The sequence below is a fragment of the Pseudooceanicola spongiae genome (assembly GCF_014899185.1).
Classification (GTDB): domain Bacteria; phylum Pseudomonadota; class Alphaproteobacteria; order Rhodobacterales; family Rhodobacteraceae; genus Pseudooceanicola; species Pseudooceanicola spongiae.
On record NZ_CP045201.1, the window covers coordinates 2,857,493 to 2,880,989 of the forward strand.

At 64.9% G+C, this 23,497-nt stretch carries 21 protein-coding genes and 1 pseudogene; 14 read left to right on the plus strand and 8 right to left on the minus strand.

Annotation, left to right across the window (positions count from 1 at the left end):
* Nucleotides 1-81: 81 nt before the first annotated feature.
* From F3W81_RS13485 to F3W81_RS13500, 4 genes are all read left to right on the plus strand, one after another.
* Nucleotides 82-1,617 carry a class I adenylate-forming enzyme family protein gene (locus F3W81_RS13485; RefSeq protein WP_193079659.1) on the plus strand — a complete coding sequence of 512 codons (1,536 nt, stop codon included), beginning with the start codon at nucleotides 82-84 and terminating at the stop codon, nucleotides 1,615-1,617.
* Nucleotides 1,614-2,387: an SDR family NAD(P)-dependent oxidoreductase gene (locus F3W81_RS13490; protein WP_193079660.1), complete on the plus strand. Its 774-nt coding sequence runs from the start codon at nucleotides 1,614-1,616 to the stop codon at nucleotides 2,385-2,387. The genes F3W81_RS13485 and F3W81_RS13490 overlap by 4 nt, the downstream gene beginning before the upstream one ends.
* Complete coding sequence (locus F3W81_RS13495; protein WP_193079661.1) at nucleotides 2,387-4,078, plus strand: long-chain-fatty-acid--CoA ligase; 1,692 nt, start codon at nucleotides 2,387-2,389, stop codon at nucleotides 4,076-4,078. The genes F3W81_RS13490 and F3W81_RS13495 overlap by 1 nt, the downstream gene beginning before the upstream one ends.
* Before the next feature lie 95 nt (nucleotides 4,079-4,173).
* Complete coding sequence (locus F3W81_RS13500) at nucleotides 4,174-4,992, plus strand: IclR family transcriptional regulator (protein ID WP_193079662.1); 819 nt, start codon at nucleotides 4,174-4,176, stop codon at nucleotides 4,990-4,992.
* 181 nt (nucleotides 4,993-5,173) lie between these two features.
* Here F3W81_RS13500 and F3W81_RS13505 read toward each other — a convergent pair whose 3' ends face one another.
* Complete coding sequence (locus F3W81_RS13505) at nucleotides 5,174-6,142, minus strand: NADPH:quinone oxidoreductase family protein (RefSeq protein WP_193079663.1); 969 nt, start codon at nucleotides 6,140-6,142, stop codon at nucleotides 5,174-5,176.
* A 267-nt stretch (nucleotides 6,143-6,409) separates the two neighbouring features.
* Here F3W81_RS13505 and F3W81_RS13510 point away from each other — a divergent pair, with 267 nt between their 5' ends.
* Nucleotides 6,410-8,050, plus strand: a complete 1,641-nt coding sequence (locus F3W81_RS13510) for a long-chain fatty acid--CoA ligase (protein ID WP_193079664.1) — start codon at nucleotides 6,410-6,412, stop codon at nucleotides 8,048-8,050.
* 87 nt (nucleotides 8,051-8,137) lie between these two features.
* Here the strand turns inward: F3W81_RS13510 and F3W81_RS13515 are convergent, their stop codons facing one another.
* The 6 genes from F3W81_RS13515 to F3W81_RS13540 all read right to left on the minus strand — a co-directional run bounded on the left by F3W81_RS13515 (nucleotide 8,138) and on the right by F3W81_RS13540 (nucleotide 14,212).
* Nucleotides 8,138-8,950, minus strand: a complete 813-nt coding sequence (locus F3W81_RS13515; RefSeq protein WP_193079665.1) for a hypothetical protein — start codon at nucleotides 8,948-8,950, stop codon at nucleotides 8,138-8,140.
* Between the two features lie 246 nt (nucleotides 8,951-9,196).
* Nucleotides 9,197-9,919: an ABC transporter ATP-binding protein gene (locus F3W81_RS13520; RefSeq protein WP_226941680.1), complete on the minus strand. Its 723-nt coding sequence runs from the start codon at nucleotides 9,917-9,919 to the stop codon at nucleotides 9,197-9,199.
* Nucleotides 9,916-10,683 (minus strand): ABC transporter ATP-binding protein, encoded by a 768-nt coding sequence (locus tag F3W81_RS13525; RefSeq protein ID WP_193079666.1) that lies wholly within the window; start codon nucleotides 10,681-10,683, stop codon nucleotides 9,916-9,918. The genes F3W81_RS13520 and F3W81_RS13525 overlap by 4 nt, the downstream gene beginning before the upstream one ends.
* The gene (locus F3W81_RS13530) at nucleotides 10,680-11,948 is read right to left on the minus strand and encodes a branched-chain amino acid ABC transporter permease (RefSeq protein ID WP_193079667.1); all 1,269 of its coding nucleotides are present in this window, start codon (nucleotides 11,946-11,948) and stop codon (nucleotides 10,680-10,682) included. Before F3W81_RS13530 ends, F3W81_RS13525 begins: the two co-directional genes overlap by 4 nt.
* On the minus strand, nucleotides 11,945-12,877 hold the full coding sequence (locus F3W81_RS13535; RefSeq protein ID WP_193079668.1) for a branched-chain amino acid ABC transporter permease: 933 nt from the start codon (nucleotides 12,875-12,877) through the stop codon (nucleotides 11,945-11,947). Before F3W81_RS13535 ends, F3W81_RS13530 begins: the two co-directional genes overlap by 4 nt.
* 99 nt (nucleotides 12,878-12,976) lie before the next feature.
* On the minus strand, nucleotides 12,977-14,212 hold the full coding sequence (locus F3W81_RS13540) for a branched-chain amino acid ABC transporter substrate-binding protein (RefSeq protein WP_193079669.1): 1,236 nt from the start codon (nucleotides 14,210-14,212) through the stop codon (nucleotides 12,977-12,979).
* A gap of 142 nt (nucleotides 14,213-14,354) precedes the next feature.
* Here F3W81_RS13540 and F3W81_RS13545 point away from each other — a divergent pair, with 142 nt between their 5' ends.
* From F3W81_RS13545 to F3W81_RS13585, 9 genes and pseudogenes are all read left to right on the plus strand, one after another.
* Nucleotides 14,355-15,548, plus strand: coding sequence for an acyl-CoA dehydrogenase family protein (locus tag F3W81_RS13545; RefSeq protein WP_193079670.1), 1,194 nt, complete (start codon nucleotides 14,355-14,357; stop codon nucleotides 15,546-15,548).
* 9 nt (nucleotides 15,549-15,557) lie between these two features.
* Nucleotides 15,558-16,682: an acyl-CoA dehydrogenase family protein gene (locus F3W81_RS13550; RefSeq protein WP_226941681.1), complete on the plus strand. Its 1,125-nt coding sequence runs from the start codon at nucleotides 15,558-15,560 to the stop codon at nucleotides 16,680-16,682.
* Nucleotides 16,683-16,689: 7 nt separating this feature from the next.
* Nucleotides 16,690-17,511 carry an SDR family NAD(P)-dependent oxidoreductase gene (locus F3W81_RS13555; RefSeq protein WP_193083873.1) on the plus strand — a complete coding sequence of 274 codons (822 nt, stop codon included), beginning with the start codon at nucleotides 16,690-16,692 and terminating at the stop codon, nucleotides 17,509-17,511.
* Nucleotides 17,508-17,972, plus strand: a complete 465-nt coding sequence (locus tag F3W81_RS13560) for a MaoC family dehydratase (RefSeq protein WP_193079671.1) — start codon at nucleotides 17,508-17,510, stop codon at nucleotides 17,970-17,972. The genes F3W81_RS13555 and F3W81_RS13560 overlap by 4 nt, the downstream gene beginning before the upstream one ends.
* Nucleotides 17,969-18,886: pseudogene (locus F3W81_RS13565) on the plus strand (SDR family NAD(P)-dependent oxidoreductase); the annotation flags it as partial. The gene F3W81_RS13560 and the pseudogene F3W81_RS13565, both read left to right, overlap by 4 nt.
* Nucleotides 18,887-18,925: 39 nt before the next feature.
* Nucleotides 18,926-20,128, plus strand: a complete 1,203-nt coding sequence (locus tag F3W81_RS13570; protein ID WP_193083875.1) for an acetyl-CoA C-acyltransferase — start codon at nucleotides 18,926-18,928, stop codon at nucleotides 20,126-20,128.
* A 2-nt stretch (nucleotides 20,129-20,130) separates the two neighbouring features.
* Nucleotides 20,131-20,793, plus strand: a complete 663-nt coding sequence (locus tag F3W81_RS13575; protein ID WP_193079672.1) for a histidine phosphatase family protein — start codon at nucleotides 20,131-20,133, stop codon at nucleotides 20,791-20,793.
* Between the two features lie 8 nt (nucleotides 20,794-20,801).
* Nucleotides 20,802-21,833 carry a phosphotransferase gene (locus F3W81_RS13580; protein ID WP_193079673.1) on the plus strand — a complete coding sequence of 344 codons (1,032 nt, stop codon included), beginning with the start codon at nucleotides 20,802-20,804 and terminating at the stop codon, nucleotides 21,831-21,833.
* 10 nt (nucleotides 21,834-21,843) lie between these two features.
* The gene (locus tag F3W81_RS13585; protein WP_193079674.1) at nucleotides 21,844-22,275 is read left to right on the plus strand and encodes a PaaI family thioesterase; all 432 of its coding nucleotides are present in this window, start codon (nucleotides 21,844-21,846) and stop codon (nucleotides 22,273-22,275) included.
* A gap of 169 nt (nucleotides 22,276-22,444) precedes the next feature.
* Here the strand turns inward: F3W81_RS13585 and F3W81_RS13590 are convergent, their stop codons facing one another.
* Nucleotides 22,445-23,479, minus strand: a complete 1,035-nt coding sequence (locus F3W81_RS13590) for an NAD(P)/FAD-dependent oxidoreductase (RefSeq protein WP_193079675.1) — start codon at nucleotides 23,477-23,479, stop codon at nucleotides 22,445-22,447.
* Between the last annotated feature and the right edge of the window lie 18 nt (nucleotides 23,480-23,497).

Consider the following 23,497-nt stretch of genomic DNA (forward strand, 5'->3'; position numbering starts at 1 on the left):
CGTTAAGCGGAATATTGACGAGGCCTTCCGCTTCGTGGCAGGCTATTCCGCAAGTACACCCCTTTGGGAGGAGGGTCAGCCATGGCGAAAAACGAGCTTCGCCTGCGCGCGCCGCAGGTGGAAGATGAACAGTTCAATGATTTCGGGCAGATGATCCGGGAGGTGGCACAGCGCACCCCCGACAGCACCGCCGTCATCGACGAGCACGGCAGCCTCAGCTGGCGCGACTTTGCCGCCCTCGTGGCGTGCATTGCCGGGCGGCTGGCCGAACGCGGCATCGGCCCCGGCGCGCGCGTCATGTCGCTGTCGGAAAACTCGGCGGCGCATCTCGCGCTTTATGCCGGGGTGCTGAGTAGCGGGGCCTGCATGGTGCCCCTGCCCTGGTCCGCCAGCCCCGAGGCGCTGGTCAAGATGCGCGCCGATTGTGGTGCCGAGCTGCTGTTTGCCAGCAAGACCCACCGCGCCGTCGCCGATACGCTGGGGGCCGAGGTCATTGCGCTGGAAGACCTCGATGCCTTCGCGGAAGGCCCTGAGGGCGCGCCTGTCAGCGTCAGCCCGGATGATTTCTTCGACATCATCTATTCGTCGGGCACCACCGGCACGCCCAAGGGAATCGTGCACGAACACCGCTTCCGCTCGCGTCAGTTTGGCCGCTTCGGCGATCTGGGGCTTGATGGCGACGCGGTACAGATCATGTCGACGCCGCTCTATTCCAACACCACGCTGGTCGCGGTGCTGTCGGGGCTGGCGGGCGGCGGCTGCATCGTCAGCATGGCCAAGTTCAACACCATCGGCTTTCTCGACCTGTCGCAGCGCCACCGTGCCACCCATGCCATGCTGGTGCCGGTGCAATACATGCGCCTGATGGCCGAGCCGACGTTCGATGACTACGACCTGTCGTCCTACGCGTGCAAATTCTCCACCTCCGCGCCGCTGCCCGGGCCGCTGATCGCCAAGATCATGGACCGCTGGCCCGGCAATCTGGTGGAGTTCTACGGCATGACCGAGGGGGGCGTTTCCACCGTGCTGAACTGCGCCGCCAACCCGACAAAATGGGACACCGCCGGCAGTATCTCCGAAGGCAGTGAGGTCAAGATCATCGGCGAGGACGGTCAGGAGCTGCCCCCCGGCAGCTATGGCGAGATCGCCGGGCGCTCCGGCTCGATGATGCCGGGCTACCTCAACGCCCCCGACAAGACGGCCGAGGCGATGTGGCGCGACGCCAACGGGAATGACTTCATCCGCACCGGCGACATGGGGCGGCTGGACGAGGACGGCTTTCTGCATCTGCTCGACCGCAAGAAGGACATGATCATCACCGGCGGCTTCAACGTCTATGCCGCTGATCTTGAGGCCGTGTTGCGCGCCCATCCCGCCGTCGCCGACGTCGCCGTCATCGCCGTGCCCAGCGCCGACTGGGGCGAGACTCCTCTGGCGCTGGTGGTCCCGCAAACCCCGACCGAAGCCGAAGAGCTCCGCCTCTGGGCCAACGAACGTCTGGGCAAATTGCAACGCCTCAGCGCGGTGGAATTCCGCGAAGACCTGCCACGCAGCGAGATCGGCAAGATCCTGAAACGAGAGCTGCGCGCCCCCTACTGGAACAAGGAAACGGCATGAAACGCTATGATGGAAAGGTCGCCGTGGTCACCGGCGCCGCCAGCGGCATTGGCCGCGCCACGGCGCATCGCCTCGCAGCCGAGGGCGCGCGCGTCTGCCTGATCGACCTGAACGAAGACGCCCTGCGCGCCGCCGCGCCTGCGGGCGATCACATGATCCACCCCTGCGATATCGCGGACGAGGCGCAGGTCGAGGCCGCCGTCGCCGCCGTTGTCGCCCGCTTCGGTCGCATCGACGCGCTGGCCAACAATGCCGGCGTGATCTGCGACAAGGAACCGATCACCAACAATTCCATCGAGATGTGGCACAAGGTGCTGGGCGTCAACCTGATCGGCCTGGCGATGATGCTCAAGCACACCGCCCGCGTCATGGTCGGGCAAGGCAGCGGCGCCATCGTCAACACCGCCTCGGTTGCGGGCATCCGCTCCGGTGCCGGGGGCAATGCCTATTCCGCCTCCAAGGCCGGGGTCATCAACCTGACGATGACGGCGGCCTGTGACCTTGGCGGGCATGGCGTGCGCGTCAACGCCGTCTGCCCAGGGCTGATCGAAACCGGCATGACCAAGTTCGTCTTTGACTACGCCCGCGAGGCCGGGAAAGAGGCAAAGCTCGGTTCGCGCTGCGAGCTGCGCCGCTATGGCCGCCCCGAAGAGATCGCCGCCGCCATCGCCTTCCTCGCCTCTGACGATGCCAGCTATATCACCGGGCAGGCCCTGCCGGTGGATGGCGGCAACACCGCCTCGCTGAACCTGCCGGGGATGAAGGTCTGATGCCCAACACACCCAACCACATGCTGCACATGAAATACTGGCCTCCGGGCCTGCCGACCGACCTGCACCTGCCGACGCACTCCGTCGCGCAGAACCTGATCGACAGCGCCACCCGCGTCCCCGATCAGATCGCCATCCGCTTTCACGGGGTCACCCTGACCTATGCCGAGATGCTGTCTCAGGTCGAACGCCTTGCCGGGTGGCTGCAGGCGCGCGGCGTGGTGCGCGGTGACCGGGTGCTGCTCTACATGCAGAACGCGCCGCAGTGCATGATCGCCTACTACGCCATCCTGCGCGCCGATGCCGCCGTCATCCCCGTCAACCCGATGAACCGCCACGCCGAGCTGGAGCACCTTGCCCGCGACACCGGCGCCCGCATCGTGATGTGCGGCACCGAGCTGGTCGAGCATCTGACCCCGCTGGTCACCGAAGGCCTGCTCGACCACATCGTCGCTGCCGCCTATGCCGACATGACCGACCCCGCCTATGACATCCCCCTGTTTGAAGCCCTGCAAGGCCAGAGCGATGTGCTCTGCGATGGTCCCGGTGTCACGCCGTTCCGCGCCGCGCTGGCCGAGGGGCACACCCCCGGTCCGATCACCGCAGGGGCCGAGGATCTGGCCGTCATCCCCTACAGCTCCGGTACCACAGGCAATCCCAAAGGCTGCGTGCACACCCATGCCAGCGTGCAGGCCACGATCCACGGCGGCGCCGCCTGGAACCCCTCGGGGGAGCCGAACGCCGTGCACCTCGTCTCGCTGCCGCTGTTTCACGTCACGGGCATGCAAAGCTCCATGTCGATCCCGATCCTGCTGGGGCAGGAGATGGTGATCCTGACCCGCTGGAACCGCGAAACCGCCTGCCAGCTGATCGAGCGCCACCGCGTCACCCGCTGGCGCAATATCGCGACCATGGCGATCGACCTGCTGAACACCCCGGGGATCGAGGGCTACGACCTCTCCAGCCTGCGCGGCATCGGCGGCGGTGGCGCTGCCATGCCCGAAGCGGTGGCCGACCGCCTGCACACCCTCACCGGCCTCGACTATATCGAAGGCTACGGGCTGTCCGAGACCATGGGCGGCAGCCACATCAACCCGGTGCACCGCCCCAAGCGGCAATGCCTCGGCATCCCCGTGATCAACGTCGACTCGCGCATCCTCGACCTGCAAACGGGCGCCGAGCTTGGGCCCAACCAGCCCGGCGAAGTCATCATCCACGCCCCGCAGGTGTTTCGCGGCTACTGGCAGCGCCCCGAGGAGACGGCCGAGGCCTTCGTGCAGATCGACGGCAAGGCGTTCTTTCGCACCGGCGACATCGCGCAGTATGACGAAGATGGCTATTTCTTCATGGTCGACCGGGTCAAGCGCATGATCAACGCCTCCGGCTTCAAGGTCTGGCCGGCCGAGGTCGAAGCCCTGATGCACCGCCACCCCGAGCTGACCGAGGTCTGCATCATCGGCACCTCCGACCCCCGCCGCGGCGAGAGCGTCAAGGCCATCGCCGTGCGCCGCGCCGGATCGCAGGTGACCGAGGCCGAGGTGATCGAGTGGTGCAAATCCGAAATGGCCGCCTACAAATGCCCGAAAGAGGTCGAGTTCACCGACAGCCTGCCGAAATCCGGTGCCGGCAAGGTGATGTGGCGGGCGCTGGCGGAAAATGAGGCGAAGCGCACCCGCGCCGAGACCGTGTGACAGGAGGGGCCGGCCACAAGCTTGACCGGCCCCTCCCCAATAGGTAGCTGCGCGGAAACCAGACGCCCGCAAGGCGCGGAATAAGGAATAAACATTTGCGCAAAAGAGCAAGCGAACCAGCGACAGACCTCGACCGGGGCGACAGCGACCGCCAGTTCGTCACAGCGCTGCACCGGGGCCTTGAAATCCTGCGCGCCTTCCGCCCCTCCGACAAGGCGGGCCTCGGCAATTCCGAACTGGCCGAGCGAACCGGCCTGCCCAATTCCACCGTCTCCCGCCTCACCTTCACGCTGCTGAAATCGGGCTACCTCGTCTATGACGACGGCACCGGACGCTACCGTATGGGCGTGCCGGTCCTGTCGCTCGGCTATGCCTGCCTCGCCGGCATGCAGGTGCGCGAAACAGCGCAAGTCTACATGCAGAAACTGGCCGATGACTGCGGCGACGGCGTGCTTGTGGCCTTGGGCGGGCGCGACGACATGGCGATCACCTATATCGCGGCCGCCCGCTCCGAAGGGGTGATCTCGCTGCAACTCAACGTCGGCTCACGCATCTCGCTGGCCCGCTCGGCCATGGGCCGCGCCTATATCGCCGGCACGACCGAGACCGAACGCGCCGAAATCATCGAGCGCATCCGCGACCGCTACCCGGCTGAGCGCGTCAACGAAGTGCTCGAAGGCATCCACGACGCCCAGGAACAGATCGCGGCCAAGGGCTTTTACGCCAATATCGGCGGCTGGCAGAAAGACGTCCACGCCGTGGCAGTCCCCTACGCCAGTCAACAGCCCAACACCCCGATGCTGGCCTTCAACCTCGGTGGCTACGCATTTTCGCTGACGAAAGAACGTATGGAAAATGAACTCGGCCCCAAACTGGTCGAGCTTGCCCGTATGGTCAGCCGCGTCGGCTACTAAGCCGGGCTTCTTCTTGCCCTGAATACTCCGGGGGAATTGAGGCCGCAGGCCTCAAGGGGGCAGCGCCCCACTGCGACCTCACCCACCCTTGAGAGGTCAGAGGGGGGCTGTCTGCCCCCCACCGCGCGTGCCGCGCGCCTCCCCCCGAGAATATGTCAGCAAGAAGAAGGCGTAGCCCGACTTAGGGCACCAGGGCGATCTTGCCGGTTGCGCCGCGTCCCAGAACCCGGCTCAGAACTTCGGCGGCTTTCCCCAGTCCGTAGCGGCCTTCGATGTAGGGGCGGACCGCGCCGGACTGATGCCAGGCGAACAGCTCTTTCATGTTCTCCTGGTAGGCGTCCGGTTCGTGCCGGGTCCAGTTGCCCCAGAAGACGCCAACGACCGAGTATTCCTTGACCAGTGTCAGGTTCACCGACAACTTCGGGATCTCGCCACTGGCAAAACCGATCACCAGCAGGCGCCCGTTGCGCGCCATGAAGCGCGAGGCCGCCGCGAAGGCGTCGCCGCCGACGCTGTCATAGACCACATCCGCGCCATGGCCTTCGGTCAGCCGCTTGATATCGTCCTTCAGCGTGTCGTAGCCGATGGCGTGATCCGCACCGTTTTCCAAGGCAATGGCGCGCTTTTCCTCGGTCGAGCAGACGGCGATCACCTTGGCGCCCATCGTCTTGCCGATCTGGATCGCGGCGATTCCGGTGGCGCCCGCCGCGCCGAAGATCACCAGCCACTCGCCTGCTTTCAACGCCGCGCGTTGCTTGAGCGCATGGTGCGAGGTGCCATAGGCGACCAGCAGCGCACAGGCTTCGGCCGCGTCCATCCCCTCCGGCAGGGCGAAACAGCGCTCGGCGGCGCAGATCGCCAGCTCCGCGTAGCCGCCGCCCGAGACCGCCGCCAGCACCCGGTCGCCGATGGCAAAGCGCGTCACGCCCGCGCCGAGCGCCACGATCTCGCCCGCGACTTCATTGCCCGGCGTAAAGGGCCGGTCGGGTTTCGCCTGGTAGAGCCCCTGGACCAGCAGGCCGTCGGGATAATTCACCCCTGCGGCCTGCATGCGGATCAGGACTTCGCCGTCGGCGGGGGTGGGATCGGGCAGATCCTCCAGTGACAAATCCTCCAACGGGCCGAATTCATGGCAGACAATGGCTTTCACCTGGGGCTCCTCCTCATCGATTCGCGGGGCGATTTTGCCGCGCGTGCTTGGTCCTGCCCAGACTAGGGAAAATGCGCATTTACGCTAGGGAAATCAGTCTGTTAAGCCCATTTCCGCCACTCATTTAAACGCCGCAGCGCAGCATCTCCCGACGCCTTCCGACCTGCGGAATTTCAACGGAAAAATATTCCGCAGATCAGCGGATTCCCTTGGGTCCGCGCGCAATCGGGACTATCTTTCGAACAGGAGAATTTGGGAGGAGACGACATGGACGGCATGATGATGCACCGGCCATTGCTGGTGAAGGAAATCCTAGAATACGGCATTGGCGCCCACCGCCGCAGCGAGATCATCTCGCAGCGCACCGAGGGCGACATTCACCGCTACACCTACCCCGAAGCGGGCAAGCGAATCGCGCAGCTGGCCCATGCGCTGACCGCCCACGGCGTCGAGATGGGCGACCGCGTCGCGACTCTGGCCTGGAACGGCTATCGCCACTTTGAGCTGTATTACGCGATTTCCTGCATGGGTGCGGTCTGCCACACGATCAACCCGCGTCTGGCCGCCGAGCAGCTGATCTATATCGTCAACCATGCCGAGGATAAGCTGATCTTCCTCGACACCACCTTCGTGCCGGTGATCGCCGCCGTGCAGGACCAGCTGCCCGCCGATGTGACCTATGTGATCATGACCGATCGCGCGCATATGCCCGAAACCCCCTTTCCCGCGCTCTGCTATGAAGAGCTGATCGAGGGTCAGCCGGAGCAGTTCGCCTGGCCGGACTTCCACGAAGATACCGCCTGCAGCCTCTGCTACACCTCCGGCACCACGGGCAATCCCAAGGGCACGCTCTATTCGCACCGCTCGACCGTGCTGCATGCGATGATCAGCGCGCTGATGCTGAACGGCAGCTTTGGCGAGGGCAAGAAAGTGCTGCCGGTCGTACCTTTGTTCCACGTCAACGCCTGGGGCCTGCCCTATTCGGCGTTGCTGGCGGGCGTGTCGCTGGTGATGCCGGGTGCCGCGCTCGACGGGCCCAGCCTGTTCCGCCTGATGGACGCCGAAGCGGTGCATTCCGCTTGGGGTGTGCCGACCGTCTGGATGGGTCTGCTGGCCGAAATCCGCGCCCAGGGCCGCAAGCCTGAAGGCTTTGTCGAGGTGGTCATCGGCGGCTCTGCCGCGCCGAAGTCCATGATCGAGGCGTTTGAGCGTATGGGCACCACCGTCAGCCACGCCTGGGGCATGACCGAGATGTCGCCCGTTGGCACCCATGGCGCGCTGCCCTTCTGGATGAACACCCTGCCGTTCGAGGACAAGCTGGCGCAAAAAGCCAAGCAGGGCCGTCGCTGCTTTGGCGTCGACCTCAAGATCGTGGACGAGGCCGGCGCCCGCCTGCCCCATGATGGCAAGGCCGTGGGCGAGCTGTTCGTGCGCGGCAATACCGTCGCCGCCGGTTACTTCCGCAACGAGGAGGCCAGCGCCAAGGCTCTCGACGCTGAGGGCTGGTTCGGCACCGGCGATGTGGCCAGCATCTGCCCCGAAGGCTTTCTGACCGTGCAGGACCGCGCCAAGGATCTGATCAAGTCGGGCGGCGAATGGATCTCCTCCATCGACCTTGAAAACGCCTGCCTGTCGCATCCCGGCATCGCCAATTGCGCCGCCATCGGTGTGGCGCATCCGCGCTGGGATGAACGCCCGGTGCTGGTCGCCGTCGCCTCGGGCGAGGCGCGGCCCTCGCTGGACGAGATCAACGCCCATATCGCCGAGCATTTTGCCAAATGGCAATTGCCCGACGACGTGATCTGGGTCGATGCGCTGCCGATGACCGCCACCGGCAAGGTGTCGAAGCTGAAGCTGCGCCAGCAACTGGGCGAGTATAAGCACCCCGAGCTGCGCGAAGCCGTCTGACACGACTCGGGGCGCTGGATCGGCGCCCCGACCGCCACGTCTCCTCGTGCTTTGTCAAGCATCCAGAGCCGTCCAAAGGCGGCACTGTCACCGGATGTGGATCTGCTGGGACTCCTCGCGCACCTCCAATGGATCGCCAAGGCAGTGCCCGCTGAGGTCGGTCGCGACATAAAGTGTGCCAAGCGCCGATTGCAGAACATGCTGGCGCTGCAAGGTTCCCAACAGCTCTGGCCTCTCCTTGTATTGCGACAGCAGATACAGTTGCACCGGCGCATCGCGCTCATTGATCAGGGTAACCTCGGCCTCAGCGCCATACCCCGGCTCATAGTCTGTCAAATCAGGGCAATCGGCCGCAAGGCTCGGCACCGGAGACGGCGCGGGGTCGGGCATTCGGCCCGATGCCCCCTCACAGAGCGCAACCATCTTCATCGCCGCGACGGACTGGTGCAGCGAAAACGCCCCGGTCTGCGCCTGCGGGGCAAAGCTGATATAGCTGCCCTCGGTCTGCAGCGCCTCTGTCACGCTGGCGTCCGCAGCAAATTGCGGCAAACCCTGGTCCTGCGCAAAGCGCACCACCTGCTGGAGTCCGTTCAGCACAATCGCATGCGACCCGGACACCCCGAACAGCGCATCCGTGCCCAACCGCCACCCGCCGTCCTGCACCGACAGATAGAGCGAGACACCCCATTCCTGACGCACCGCCGTGCAGCCCGGCGGATCATGCCCGGGGTTTCGCGCATAGACGAACCAGTCGCCGACCGTGGCCGCGAAATCCGCACGATAGCCGGTCGCTTCGCGATCCTCCTCCGCCAGACCCGCGCGCACCTCGCCAATCTCTGCCACGGCTGGCGCACAGATCAGCAAAAGTCCGAACACCCCTGAGAGGAGTCTGAAAAGCATCGCAGCTGTACCCCGGTTCCGGTCAGGCACCAAACCTGACCGCTGACTGAGGCGCAGCCTATCGCGGCGCGCGTTAACAACCGGTTCCCGGGCAAAAGGCGCACCGTTCAGATACCGACCGGATACCGGCGCAATACCGACAGGCCGTTTCGGGCCGTTTCGGCGATTAACCTTTCGCGCCCGGCAGACATGCAAACCCCGCCCGGATGTCTCACCGGACGGGGGCATGCGGGCCGAAAGAGGCGTTCAGACCTCCAGCCACTCCTTGCGGATGTCGTCACGGGTGGCGAAATCCTCGGGCGTGCCGCCATAGACAATCTCGCCGTGGCCCATCACGTAGACCCGGTCGGCAATCCTCAGCGCGATCGACAGCTTCTGTTCCACCAACAGGATCGAGACCCCGGCCTTGGCGATTTCCGCAATCATATCACCGACTTGCTGGACGATCAGCGGGGCGAGGCCCTCGGTCGGCTCGTCGATGATGATGAGGTCGGGGTCGCCCATCAGCGTCCGGCACATCGTCAGCATCTGCTTTTCGCCGCCCGACAGCACCCCCGCCGGGTTGTCCGCACGCCGCGCCAGGTTGGGGAACATGTCGAGCATTTGCTGAATGGTCCACTTGCCCGGCCGCCGCATGTCCTTGATCCCCAGCAGCAGGTTCTGGCGCACCGTCATCGCCGGGAAAATATCCCTGCTTTCAGGCACATAGCCCAGACCCAGCCGCGCGATCTTGTGGTTGGGCATGCCGGAAATCTCTTGCCCCTTGAACCGGATCGAGCCGACTGGCGCGACCTCGCCCATGATCGCCTTGGCGGTGGTCGAGCGTCCGACCCCGTTGCGCCCGAGCAGCGCAATCACCTCACCCGGCATGATCTCCATGTTTACACCGTTGAGAACATGGGACTTTCCGTAGTAGGCGTGCAAGTCCTTGATCGCCAGCATCGGCTCGATCGTCGTCGCCATGTTCATGCCGGAACTCCCTCTTCGACTTCTTCACCCAGATAGGCTTCACGCACCTTCGGATCGCCGCGAATTTCCTCCGGCGTGCCGGTCGCGATGATCTCGCCATAGACCAGAACACTGATCCGGTCGGCGAGGTTGAAGACCACGCCCATGTCATGTTCGACAATCAGCAAGGTCTTGCCATGGCTGGCTTTTTCGATCAGCGCCACGGCGCGATCCGTCTCCGAATGGCTCATGCCCGCGGTCGGTTCATCCAGCAGGATAACCTCTGCCCCACCCGCGATGGTGATCGCGATTTCCAGCGTGCGCTGGTCGGCATAGGGCAGCAGCGTCGCGGGCAAATGCGCCTTGTCGATCAGCCCGACGTCCTCAAGAATTGCGGCTGTCTTTTCAGACACTTCGCGCAGGTTGCCGATATTGCGCCAGAAGGAATAGCCGTAGCCCATCGAATAGAGCACACCACACCGCACGTTCTCGCGCACCGTCATATTGGTGAAGATGTTGGAGACCTGAAAGCTGCGCGACAGTCCCATACGGTTGATCTCGAACGGTTTTTTCCCCGAGATCTTGTCGCCATTCAGCCAGATTTCCCCCGAGGTCGGCAGGAACCGCCCCGAGATCAGGTTGAACAGCGTCGACTTGCCCGCGCCATTCGGCCCGATGATCGCGTGGCGTTCGCCTTTTTCGATCTGCAGATTAACGCCCTGAATGATCTTGGCAGGCCCGAAAGACTTTTTCAGATCAATCAGTTGCAGTGCTTCCCCGGTCATGTCGTCACCTCGTTTTCTGCCCGTGCCGCCTGGCGCAGCAACAGCGCGCCAAGGGCAAAGGGCACCACAACCACGATCCATGTCAGCAGCGAGCCGTGATGCAACGCCAGCCCGAACGGTTCAAACACCTCGCCGTAGCCATCCGACCAGCGGAAGGCGACTTCGACCAGCGTGATGGTTGAGACGGCCATCAGCGCCAGCCCCAGCAGACGGATTGCCCAACTGCCTGCAACTTCACGGAATTTTCCGCCACTGATGATGTCCCAGGTGCCATAGACCACACCCGCGATGCCATCCGGCACAAACATCACCACACCAACGAACATCAGGCCGAGGTACAGCAGCCAGCCCGCCGTATAGTCGCTGAGGTTGCTGCCCATGTAGGTCATCACTATGGCCCCCATGATCGGCCCGGTGAAGTAGCGGATGCCGCCCACGTAAGCCGCGATCAGGATCGCACCTGAAGGCACCAGCGACAGGTTCTCCGGCGTGAAGATCTCGTCCTGCACGGCGGACATGCCCCCAGCAAGGCCCGCGAAAGCCCCGGCGAAGATGAACACCAGATAGCGCACACGCTGCGGATTATAGCCAACGAACTCAACACGTTCGGGATTGTCACGCGTCGCCTCGCTCAGCTTTCCCAGTGGTGTGCGGGTGAAGGCGTACATGCCGACGACGCCGACAAAGGTCCAGAAGGCGATGTACCAATAGACGTCCTCCAACGGGCCCAGCGTCAGGCCCAGGAACTCATGTCCGCCCATGCGGTCGGCCGAGATCCCCATTTCGCCGCCGAACAGGCTGTCGAACATGAAGCCCGCCGCCGCCACCAGCTCGGCCACGCCGAGCGAGATCATTGCAAACGGTGTCCCCGCCCGGCGGCACGACGGCCAGCCGATGACGGCCCCCGCCAGCGCACCAGCCGCAAAGCCGAAGGCGGGCATCGAGAAGACAGGCACCGCGCCCCAGATCCCCGACCCGGCGGCGATCCAGTTCATCACGTGCACACAGAAGTAGCCGCCAAGCCCAAGGTAGACCGCATGCCCAAAGGACAGCATCCCCGCGCGCCCCAGCAACATGTTGAACGACAAGGCGAAAACAATGTTGATGCCCATGTGGTTCATCAGCGTCAGCGTCGTGCGCGACGGCCCGAACAGCGGGATCACCGCCAGCGCCAGCGCGAACAGGATCATCGGCAGAACGCGCTGACGGAATTTCTCGGCCCGGCTGGGCGCGAGGTTGACGTAAGTTGTTGTCATGTCGGTCATACCTCACGGTCTCCCATCAATCCGGTCGGTCGCACCATCAGCACCAGCACCAGCAACAGGAATGGCAGCATCGGCGCCATTGAGGCGATGGTGATTCCACCAACCTCGGATGTGCCTGCGAGCCCCAGAAAGCCGAAGATATCCGCCAGAGAGGCGTTGATCGACACGGCCGAGGTCTGCAGCAGGCCAATCAGCATCGCGGCGATAAAGGCGCCCTCAAGGCTGCCAAGCCCGCCGACGACCACGACCACGAAGACAATCGGCCCCATCTGCACCGCCATCGCCGGATCGGTGATGAAGTAGTTGCCCCCGATAACCCCCGCGAGTCCCGCCAGCGCACAACCGGCGCCAAAGACCATCATGAAGATCATCGGCACGTTATGCCCCAGGTGTCCGACCATATGCGGATGCGTCAGCGCCGCCTGAATGATCAGCCCGGCGCGGGTGCGACGCAGCAGATACCACAGCGCCACCAGCATCAGGATGGCCACCAGCAGGATAAAGATCCGATACGCCGGATATTGCGCACCGTAGAGGGTGAACAGCGGAAAATCCAGCAATTCCGGCACCTTGTAGTTCACGGCAGTGCGGCCCCAGAAGATCTTGACGACTTCGTCGATCAGATAGGCCAGCCCGAAGGTGAACAGCAGCTCGGCGACATGGCCACGGGCGTGGACCTTGCGCAGCCCATACCGCTCGACCACCATGCCCGCCAGTCCGACAAGAACCGGGGCAATGAACAGCGCGATCCAGAAGTTGGACCCCTCCATGAGCGTATAGGCGAAATAGGCGCCCAGCATGTAAAAACTGGCATGGGCGAAGTTCAGAACCCCCATCATCGAAAAGATGAGCGTCAGCCCACTGGACAGCATGAAGAGCAGAAGCCCGTAAATCACACCATTCAGCAAGGCAAAGACAACCGTTTCCATGGTGTCCCCCCTGGTCTGAGCCGCCCCGATCAGGGGACGGAGGGCGTCACACCCCGAAAGGAGTGACGCCCGGATTGCGGTGAAGAGAGGAGCCCGAGGTTACTCGGGCCGTTCCATTTTGCAGGTCGTCGGCGTCGAGGCGGCCTCGGCGGAAATCGCGCCGCCATCCACCAGGCGCCAGCCCAGATCGGTGTTGTCCACACCATATTTCTGGTCTTTCGCGACCGTGGTCACGAACAGGTTCTGCTGCAGCTGGTGATCTTCTGCACGCATGGTCGCAGGACCATAGGCGGCCTGAACTTCAAGGCCTTCCATGGCTTTTGCCACGGCGATCGGCTCGACGCTGCCGGCTTTTTCGGCTGCGGCATCGAACATTTCCAGCGTCGTGAAGGCGCGGTCGTAGTAATAGTCGTACTGCGGGAACCGCTGCTTGTACTCTTCGATCATCGCGTACTGCTCGGGCGAGGCGTCGAGGTTCGTGACCCCTTCGCTGACCTGATACAGCGTGTCGATGGCCCCTTCACCCAGCGCGGCAACCGCGCCGTTCGAGCCGCCGTAGAAAGTCAGGTATGGAATCTTCTGCCCGGCGTCTGCTGCGGCTTTCACCAGCAGCGTCATGTCCTGACCCCAGTTGCCGGTGATCACGGCATCGGCCCCGGACGAGATGATCTTCTGCACGTAGGGGGTGAAATCCTTCACCTTGGCCAGCGGGTGCAGCTCGTTCCCGACGATCTCGATGTCGGGGCGTTTTTCCTTCAGCTGCGCCACGGCGGCGGCAGCAACGGCCTCGCCATGCACATAGTCCTGGCCGATGATGTAGACCTTCTTGATGTCATCCCGCTTGGCAACCCAGTCGGTGATGGCATTCATTTTCATGTCCGTATGGGCATCAAAACGGAAGTGCCAGAAGGAACAGGCTTCGTTCGTGAAAGCGGGTGTAACGGCGGCATAGTTGAAGAAAAGGACTTCTTCGCCGGGGTTACGGGCGTTGTGCTTGCTGACCGCCTCGATGATGGCCGAGGCCACGGACGACCCGTTGCCCTGCAGGATGTAGCGCGCGCCGCTGTCGATCGCCTTCTGCAACTGGACCAGCGATTCTTTCGGGCTGACCTTGTTGTCGTAGGGCACGATTTCGATGTCGTCGCCATTCACGCCGCCGTTGGCATTGATATGCTCGGCTGCCAGCATGAAGGATTGCAGGGCGGGTTCGCCCGATGACGCCATCGCACCCGAAAGCGGGTCGATGAAGGCCATCTTGATCGTATCCGCATGCGCCGCCGTTACGGCAATCGCAGAAACGGCAGCCGCGAGAACGGCAGTCCTAGTTGATCGCATCGTTGTCTCCTCCCAAAGATGGAAAACAGGGTATGCTGTTCCCGTCCTCCTGCCTAGATGAAAAGGTTTCCGTCGCGGGTTGTCAAGCAAACTGTGAAATTCTATTCTGCAATGCAAAACATCAACCGTAGGGGAGGACGGGATGCTTGACTTTTCTGAGGAACCGGAGCGTTTCCGCGCAGGAATCACAGCCTGGATCGAGGCGCATTGCGCCGCTGAGCTGCGCAACCCCGCATCTGGCGAGGCTGAAATCTGCTGGGGCGGCAAGCGCTGGACCTTTTCCAGCGACGCACAGCGCGACTGGATGCAGGCCGCCGCCGCTGAAGGGATGACCGCCCCGCGCTGGCCGGTCGAGTATGGCGGCGCCGGTCTGACCCGCGCCCAGGACAAAATCTACCGCGAGGAGCTTGCCCGCCTGAACGCCCCGACCCCGCTGGAGAGCTTCGGCCTCTGGATGCTCGGCCCCGCTCTGCTGGCCTTCGGCACCCACGCGCAAAAACTCCACTACCTGCCCCAGATCACCCGAGGAGAGATTCGCTGGTGTCAGGGCTATTCCGAACCCGGCGCTGGCAGTGACCTCGCCTCCGTCCAGACGCGGGCCGAGGACAAGGGCGATCACTGGGTTGTCACCGGCTCCAAGATCTGGACCTCCTACGCCGACCGCGCCGACTGGATTTTCGCCCTCGTGCGCACCGACCGCGACGCGCCCAAGCACAAGGGCATCTCCTTCATGCTGATCGACATGGAGGCGGCGGGCGTCACGACCCGCCCCATCCGTCTGATCTCCGGTGCCTCGCCCTTCTGCGAGACCTTCTTTGACGGTGTGATCGTCCCCAAGGTGGATGAAAACGGCAATTCCCGCATCGTGGGAGAGCTCAATCGCGGCTGGGATGTCGCCAAACACCTGCTGACGCACGAGCGTGAGATGATCGGCGGCGGTGCGCGTGGCCTGCTCGGCGGGCGCTCCCTCGGGGCGTTTCTTGAGTCGCAGGAGCCCGGCATCATGGCCGATCCGATCCTGCGGGCCGAGGCGATGACGCTGGAAATCGACAGCCTCGCCACTGCCATGACGCTGGAACGCTACGGCGATATGGCCAAGCAGGGCGGCGTCGGTGATGCCAGCGCCATGCTGAAATACGCCGGAACCGAGCTGAACAAGCGCCGGTACGAATTGCTGATGTCGATCACAGGCAGCGATGGCGTCGCATGGGACGGCCCTCAGGGGGCGCTGGCCCCCGACTGGCTGCGCACCAAGGCGAACTCGATCGAGGGCGGCACCAGCGAGGTGATGCTCGACATCCTGTCCAAGCGCGTCCTGCAACTGCCGACTCAATAGGAATTTCCCATGACGCAAAGTCTGATCCCCACGCCGGACGAAGTGATGCTGCGCGACGCGGCCCGGGGCTTTCTGGCCGACGCCAGCCCCGTCTCTGCCCTGCGCGCCAACCGCGCCGCGGGTCGCCCCTATGACCCCGGCCTCTGGCGCGACATGGCGCAGATGGGCTGGGCCGGTGTGCTGGTGCCTGAGGAGGCAGGCGGCTCCGATATGGGTCACCGCGCCGCCGGCATCCTGGCCGAGGAAATGGGCGAAGTCCTCGCCGCCTCGCCCTATCTCTCCACCGCCGTGATTGCCGCCACCGCCCTGCGCGCCGCCGCGCACGCGCGCCTGTCCGACATTGCGGGCGGCGATGTCACCTATGCTCTGGCGGTCGATGAGGGCACCAAGCACGCCCCCGAAGCCACCGCCCTGCGCGCCGAGGCCAGCGGCAACGGCTTTCGCCTGACCGGCCAGAAACGCTTTGTTGCCGATGGCGCCAGCGCGACCCGCCTGCTGGTCCTCGCCCGCACCTCTGGCAATCCGGGTGATGCGCAGGGCCTGACCCTGTTCGACCTCGGGGCCGAGCGCGACGGCCTGACCCGCACCGCCCGCGCCACCATCGACAGCCGCGACCACGCGCATCTTGACCTGCACGATGTCGCCGCCACCGGCGCGGATGTGGTGGGCGAGGTCGACGATGCCATGACCATCCTGCGCCCCGCCCTCAACGCAGGGCAAGCAGCTCTGGCGGGCGAGATGCTCGGCCTTTCGGCAGGCGCGTTCGGCATGACCGCCGCCTACCTGAAAGAGCGCAAGCAGTTCGGCCGCACCATCGGCAGCTTTCAGGCCCTGCAACATCGCGCCGCCCACCTGTGGAGCGAGATCGAGATCACCGCCAGCGCCATCGCCAACGCAGGCCGCGTGCTGGACGAGACCCCGAGCGAGGCCGCGCTTGCCGTCTCCGTCGCCAAGGCCCGTGCCACGGCGACCGCGAAACTGGCGGTCAGCGAAGGCGTACAGATGCATGGCGGCATCGGCATGACCGATGATTTCGACATGGGATTTTTCATGAAACGCGCCCGCGTCGGCGCGGAATGGCTGGGCGATTACGGCTATCACGCCGCCCGCGTCGCAGCCGCAAGGGGCTTTTGATATGCAGATGACACCACAGACCCTCAACGACCTCTCGGGCAAGGTCGCCCTTGTCACCGGCGGGGCCACCGGCATCGGGCGCATGGCCGCCGAGGGCCTCGTCGCCGCTGGCGCCCGCGTCCTGATCGCCTCGCGCAAGGGCGAAGCCTGTGAGGCCGTGGCCGACGAGCTCAACGCCCTCGGCCTGCCCGGCACCGCCGAAGGATTCGGCGCCGATGTCGGCACAGAGGACGGCATCAAAGCCCTCTCCGAGGCCCTGCGTGCCCGCACCGACAAGCTGCACATCCTGATGAACAACGCAGGCCGCACCTGGGGCGCGCCGATGGGGAATTTCCCTTACGAGGCATGGGGTAAGGTCCTCGGCCTCAACGTCACGGGAATGTTCCACGTGACACAAACCCTGCTCGACCTGCTGCGTGCTGCGGCCACCGATGACGATCCGGCGCGCATCGTCAACGTAGGCTCGGTCATGGGCGAAATCCCGAAAGGCCAAGGTGCCTATTCCTACGCCGTATCGAAAAGCGCCGTGCACCACATGACCCGCGTGCTGGCCAATGAACTGGCCGCCGACCGCATCACCGTCAACGCCATCGCACCGGGGCCGTTCATGTCCAAGATGATGGCCTTTGCGATCGGTCATGAGGAAGGGCGTCGCAAGACCGCCGCCTCGGTCCCGCTGGGCCGGGTCGGGCGCGAAGAGGACATCGCCGGCACCCTGCAATTCCTCTGCGGGCGCGGCGGCAGCTATATCACCGGCGCAATCATCCCGCTCTCGGGCGGCATGCAGGTCGCCACCGCGCAGGCAGCTTTTCTGGAGGACGACGCATGACCACCCTGACCCGCGAAGAATATCAGGCCAAGCTCGGTCAGCCCATCGGCACCAGCCGCTGGTACGAGATCACGCAGGACCGCATCGACCAGTTCGCCGGTTGCACCGAGGATCACCAGTATATCCACATTGATCCCGCGCGTGCGGCGGACAGCCCCTTTGGCGGCACCATTGCGCATGGCTTCCTGACCCTCTCGATGCTCTCGGCGATGGTCTATGAAATGCCCAGCATCGAGGGCGTCGTGATGGGCGTGAACTATGGCCTGAACAAGGTGCGCTTCATCAGCCCGGTGCGTTCCGGCGCGCGCATCCGGGGGCATTTCACCCTGACCCAGATCGACGACATCCGCCCGACCGAAATCCAGACCACGATGACCGTCACGGTCGAAATCGAGGGACAGGAAAAACCGGCCCTTGTCGCCGAATGGCTGGGACGGCGCTATTTTGGAGAGACTGCATGACGATCAGATTTGACGGCCGCGTGGCCATTGTCACCGGCGCAGGCGTTGGCCTTGGCCGCAGCCATGCCCTCGGCCTTGCCGCGCGTGGGGCAAAGGTCGTGGTCAACGACCTCGGTGTCGCCACCGACGGCACCGGCACCTCCTCCGCTCAGGCCGACGCGGTGGTTGAGGAGATCCGCGCCGCAGGTGGCGAGGCCATCGCCCATGGCGCCAACGTGACCGACGCCGGGCAGGTGCAGGACATGGTCGACACCGCCATCGCCACATGGGGAAAGGTCGACATCCTCGTCTGCAACGCCGGTATCCTGCGCGACAAGACCTTCGCCAAGATGGAGCTGTCGGACTTCGCCAAGGTCGTCGATGTGCACCTCATGGGCTCGGTCGTGCCGACCAAGGCGCTCTGGGATCATTTCCGCGAAAACCAATACGGGCGCATCGTCTACACCACCTCCGCCTCCGGGCTCTACGGCAACTTCGGCCAGTCGAACTATGGCGCGGCCAAGGCCTCGCTGCTCGGGCTGATGAACGTGCTGTCTCAGGAAGGCGCCAAGTTCAACATCCGCGCCAACCTGCTGGCCCCCACCGCCGCGACCCGGATGACCGAAGGCCTGCTGCCCGAACAGGTGCTGGCGCTGCTGCGCCCGGAAACCATCACCCCCGGCCTGCTGGCCCTGCTGCATGAGGACGCGCCGAGCCGCATGATCCTCGGTGCAGGTGGCGGCTGCTTTGCCGAGACCCGCGTCTATGAAACCGAAGGCGTCGCCTTCGCGGACGCTAACCTCGACCCCGACACGATCTTCGCCGCGATGGAGCAGATCCGCGCGACAGACGGCCAGCAGATCATGCCCGGCGCCTTCGCCCAGACCCGCAAATACGCCCAGATGGCCGCCAAAAAGCGCGGCATCGACCTGCCTGAATCCCGATTTTCCCGAACATTACCAAGGAATACCCCCATGCGTGACGCAGTCATCGTCTCCACCGCCCGCACCCCCATCGGCAAGGCCTTTCGCGGCGCTTTCAACAACACTCAGGCGCAGGAACTGATCGGCCATGCCGTGAAACACGCCGTCAGCCGCGCCGGTCTCGACGGCTCTGAAATTCAGGACTGCCTGATCGGCGCCGCCCTGCAACAGGGCTCGACCGGCGGCAATATCGGGCGGCAGGCGGTGATCCGCGCCGGGCTTCCCAACACCATCGCGGGCATGTCGATGGACCGCCAGTGCGCCTCGGGCATGATGGCCATCGCCACGGCGGCGAAACAGGTGATCCACGACGGCATGCAGATCGCCATTGGCGGCGGCGTCGAATCGATCTCGCTCGTGCAGAACCAGAACATGCGCACCGACCGCGCCCGCGATCCTTGGATCAACGAACACATGCCCTCGCTCTACATGTCGATGCTCGAAACGGCCGAGATCGTGGCCGAGCGGTACAACGTCAGCCGTGACGATCAGGACGCCTACGCCCTGCGCAGCCAGCAACGCACCGCCGCCGCACAAGAGGCCGGCAAGTTCGATGACGAGATCGTGCCCCTGACCACCACCATGGGCGTGATGGACAAGGAAACCAAAGAGATCTCCTTCAAGGAAGTCACGCTGAGCAAGGACGAAGGCAACCGCCCCTCCACCACGCTGGAAAGCCTGCAAAGCCTCGCGCCCGTGTTCAAGGACGGCCAGCAGGTCGCCCAGGGCAAGTTCATCACCGCAGGCAACGCCAGCCAGCTCTCTGATGGGGCCTCGGCCTGTGTCATCATGGAGGGCAAAGAGGCCGAAAAACGCGGCCTCGCGCCGCTGGGCCGCTACATCGGCGTCATGGCTGCGGGTCTGAACCCGGACGAAATGGGCATCGGCCCGATCTATGCGGTTCCGAAACTGCTGGAGGCACACGGCCTGAAGGTCGACGACATCGGCCTCTGGGAACTGAACGAGGCCTTCGCCTGCCAGGTCCTGCAATCGGCCCGCGTCCTCGGCATCCCGGACGAGATCCTCAACGTCAACGGCGGCGCCATCTCGGTCGGCCACCCCTATGGCATGTCCGGCGCCCGCATGGTCGGCCACGCCCTGATCGAGGGCAAGCGGCGCGGCGCGAAATACGTCGTCTGCACCATGTGCGTCGGCGGCGGCATGGGCGCGGCTGGCCTGTTCGAGGTGCTCTGAGGTTGGGCATTCTCTACCTTATCCGTCACGGCCAGGCCTCTTTTGGCGCTGCGGACTATGACGTGCTCTCCGACATCGGGCACGAACAGTCCCAAGCCCTCGGGGCCTGGTTCGCGGCGCAAGGCGTGCGGCCCGATCGCACCGTCCACGGCGGGCTGCGCCGGCAGCGCGAAACGCTGGAGGGCATCCTGCGCGGCATGGGGCAAAGCGCCGAGCCCGAAATCCACCCCGGCCTGTCGGAGTTCGACTTCAAGGCCCTGCTCGACGCCCGTTTTGCGGGCGGCGACGCGCCAGAAGGCCTGCACGACGACCGCAAGAGCCACTTTCGCACCCTGCGCGACACCGTCGACCTCTGGCAGCGGGGCGAGATCGCCGACGCCCCCGAACCCTGGCCGGATTTCGTGGCAAGGGTCGAGGCCGCCCGCGCCCACCTGATGCGCGACGACGCGACGGTCTTCGCCGTCTCCTCGGGCGGGGCGATTGGCCAGATGACCGCCGCCGTCCTCGGCGCGCCGCCCCAGACCCAGACGGCGCTGCAACTGCAAACCAAGAACTGCGCTGTCACCCGCTTTGTCTTCTCGCCGCGCCGCTGCGCCCTGCACGGCTTCAACGACACCCCCTTCATCACGGCGGCCAACGCAGACCGCCTGCTGACCTACAGCTAGAGGCCGCCATGACCCAAGATGCCAACCAGCTGGACCTGCCCGCCGTCGAACGCTGGCTGAGCGAGCATTTGCCCGGCTTCCAGGGTCCGGTCCGGGCCGAAAAGTTCGATGTCGGCCAGTCCAACCCGACCTACCGGCTGACCACACCGACGCACCGCTACGTGCTGCGCCGCAAACCGCCGGGCGTGCTGCTGAAGTCCGCCCACGCGGTCGAGCGTGAATTTCGCGTGCAAAAGGCGCTCGCCGGCACCGACGTGCCGGTCGCGAAGATGCATGTGCTCTGCGAGGATGACAGCGTCATCGGCTCGCCCTTCTACATCATGGACGAGGTGCCGGGCCGCCACTTCAACCTGCCCGACCTGCCCGAACTGGCAATCGAGGACCGTCGCCCCATCCACCTCGAAATGGCCCGCGTCCTCGCCGCCATCCATGGCGCCGACCTCGACGCGACGGGCCTTTCGGACTACGGCCCCACCGGCAACTACTACCGTCGCCAGATCGACCGCTGGATCAAGCAATACCGCGCGTCCGAGACCGACCGCATCGACGCGATGGAGGAGCTGATCCCCTGGCTCGACACCAACATCCCCGCCGATGACGGCCGCCGTACGCTGGCGCATGGCGACTACCGCATCGACAACATGCTGTTCGAAAAAGAGCGCCCCCGCATCGCCGCCGTGCTGGATTGGGAGCTCTCGACCATCGGCCACCCCTTCGCCGATGTCGCCGCCGTCATCATGCAATGGAACATGCCTGCAGGCCCCGACGGGCGCGGCCTCGCCGGTCTGGACCGCGACGCGCAAGGCCTGATGAGCGACGCCGAGTTCATCGAGACCTACTGCCGCCACGCCGATATTCCCGGCATCGAAGGCTTCGGCTTCTATCAGGCCTTCACCCTGTTCCGCATGGCGGGCATCATCCAGGGCGTTTACAAACGCGCGCTCGACGGCAACGCCTCGAACCCGGAACGTGCCCTGAAAATGGGCGAGCTCGTCCCCCGCTTCGCCAAAGCCGGCCTCGATGCCGCACGCACCGTCTGAAAGAGGCCCCATGACGAACTCAAAGATCGACCCCGCCCAAAAGATCGACCCAGACCTGATCGAAAGCCCCTACCCGCTGCAAAAGCACATCGGCTTCTACATCACCGACTGGCGCGAGGGCTACGCCCGCTTCGAACTGCCGATGGAGCACTTCCTGATGAACCGCTACGGCATCCTGCATGGCGGCGTGCACTCCCTGATGTGCGACACCGCCATGGGCTACGCCGGCGCCTATACGGGCGATCCGCAGAACCGCAACCTCGCCATGACCCTGAACCTCAGCGTCAACTTCATCGGCCAGATGAAGGGCAAGACCCTGATCGCGGAAGGCCGGCGCACCGGGGGCGGCGCCAAGACCTTCTTCGCCGAAGCGACGATCACCGATGACCTCGCCACCCTCTCCGCCCGCGCCACCGGCGTCTTCCGCCTGCGCGCCAGCTGATCAAGGACCGCTCTCTCATCTTGCCGGAAATACTTCGGGGGAATTGAGGCCGCCAGGCCTCAAGGGGGCAGAGCCCCTTGCTGTCGGGGGCATGGGGGCGCTGCCCCCGTCAGGCTATGCCTGCCTCCCCCGAAGTATTTATCGCAAGATGACAGGGAGGCGGGACGCCTCATAACAAGGTTTCGGCGCGAAATCCGTCGGGGATGGTATCGTGATCCTCAAGCACCAGCTCGGCCATGACCTCGGCGATTTTCGGAGCCATGCCGAAGCCGATCTTGAAGCCGCCGTTGGCGATGAAATGGCCTGCGCGCCCCGGCCATATGCCCAGCATTGGCGCGCGGCTTTTGGTGCGGGGGCGCAGGCCTGCCCAGCGGGCGATGATTTTTGCGTCGCCCAAGGCTGGCATCGCCGCGCGCGCCGCGGCGATCACCTCGTCGAGCTGCGCGTCCGTCTCGAGGCCTTCGAAGTCACGTTCGCTGGTGGAGCCGATGGCCGTGGTCCCGTCGGCATGCGGGACAATATGCACGCCGCCCGCAAAGACCTGAGGCGAGGCGCGGAAATCAAAGGCCAGCAGCGCAGCCTGGCCTTTGACGGGGACGCCGACCATATGGCCTGCGATGCGGCTCATCTCCTCCAGCCCGGCAGCACCTGTCGCCCAGATCACGGCGCCTTCGTCGGGGGCGTCGCCGGTGATCTCTCCCCCCTTCGCGCGGATCGCGGCGGCGAGCGAGGCGCAAGCCTGTTGTGGGTGCATACGGCCTGTCAGCGTGTCGCGGATCAGCAGGCCCGTGGGGGAGATCGGCTCCCACGCGGCGCCGGTCGCCTCGATGACGCGCCATTCAGCCCGCCCCTGCCAAAGCTCGGCCGCCGTCGTCTCGCGCCCACGGGCCAGTTCAACCGCGCGGTCGTCGAGGAGGGGTTGCAGCCGGCCGGTGCGGCCATAGCCGGAGGACATCCCAGAGGTGGCATCGACGTCGGCCCAGAAGGCCTCGGCCATCAGCAGGCTCTCCAGCTGGAAGGCCTTCTTGTCGTTCCAGTTCTCCGGCACATGCGGCGCAAGCGCGCCGACGATCCCGCCTGAGGCTCCTGCCCCAACGCCGAACGGGTCGACCACGCGCACGCGCGCGCCCCTTTGCAGGCACGCCCAGGCGCAGCTGAGGCCGAAGATCCCCGCGCCCCGCACTGTCACGTCCATTCTTGCCATTCCGCGCCCTCCGCTGCA

Excerpts from the sequence above, each read along its gene's own strand:
- F3W81_RS13525 (WP_193079666.1), bottom strand. The coding sequence starts at position 10,683 with ATGACCGGGGAAGCACTGCAACTGATTGATCTGAAAAAGTCTTTCGGG.
- F3W81_RS13490 (WP_193079660.1), top strand. The coding sequence starts at position 1,614 with ATGAAACGCTATGATGGAAAGGTCGCCGTGGTCACCGGCGCCGCCAGC.
- F3W81_RS13530 (WP_193079667.1), bottom strand. The coding sequence starts at position 11,948 with ATGACCGACATGACAACAACTTACGTCAACCTCGCGCCCAGCCGGGCC.
- F3W81_RS13510 (WP_193079664.1), top strand. The coding sequence starts at position 6,410 with ATGGACGGCATGATGATGCACCGGCCATTGCTGGTGAAGGAAATCCTA.
- F3W81_RS13540 (WP_193079669.1), bottom strand. The coding sequence starts at position 14,212 with ATGCGATCAACTAGGACTGCCGTTCTCGCGGCTGCCGTTTCTGCGATT.
- F3W81_RS13560 (WP_193079671.1), top strand. The coding sequence starts at position 17,508 with ATGACCACCCTGACCCGCGAAGAATATCAGGCCAAGCTCGGTCAGCCC.
- F3W81_RS13580 (WP_193079673.1), top strand. The coding sequence starts at position 20,802 with ATGACCCAAGATGCCAACCAGCTGGACCTGCCCGCCGTCGAACGCTGG.
- F3W81_RS13520 (WP_226941680.1), bottom strand. The coding sequence starts at position 9,919 with ATGAACATGGCGACGACGATCGAGCCGATGCTGGCGATCAAGGACTTG.
- F3W81_RS13570 (WP_193083875.1), top strand. The coding sequence starts at position 18,926 with ATGCGTGACGCAGTCATCGTCTCCACCGCCCGCACCCCCATCGGCAAG.
- F3W81_RS13590 (WP_193079675.1), bottom strand. The coding sequence starts at position 23,479 with ATGGCAAGAATGGACGTGACAGTGCGGGGCGCGGGGATCTTCGGCCTC.
- F3W81_RS13535 (WP_193079668.1), bottom strand. The coding sequence starts at position 12,877 with ATGGAAACGGTTGTCTTTGCCTTGCTGAATGGTGTGATTTACGGGCTT.
- F3W81_RS13585 (WP_193079674.1), top strand. The coding sequence starts at position 21,844 with ATGACGAACTCAAAGATCGACCCCGCCCAAAAGATCGACCCAGACCTG.
- F3W81_RS13550 (WP_226941681.1), top strand. The coding sequence starts at position 15,558 with ATGACGCAAAGTCTGATCCCCACGCCGGACGAAGTGATGCTGCGCGAC.
- F3W81_RS13555 (WP_193083873.1), top strand. The coding sequence starts at position 16,690 with ATGACACCACAGACCCTCAACGACCTCTCGGGCAAGGTCGCCCTTGTC.
- F3W81_RS13515 (WP_193079665.1), bottom strand. The coding sequence starts at position 8,950 with ATGCTTTTCAGACTCCTCTCAGGGGTGTTCGGACTTTTGCTGATCTGT.
- F3W81_RS13495 (WP_193079661.1), top strand. The coding sequence starts at position 2,387 with ATGCCCAACACACCCAACCACATGCTGCACATGAAATACTGGCCTCCG.
- F3W81_RS13485 (WP_193079659.1), top strand. The coding sequence starts at position 82 with ATGGCGAAAAACGAGCTTCGCCTGCGCGCGCCGCAGGTGGAAGATGAA.
- F3W81_RS13545 (WP_193079670.1), top strand. The coding sequence starts at position 14,355 with ATGCTTGACTTTTCTGAGGAACCGGAGCGTTTCCGCGCAGGAATCACA.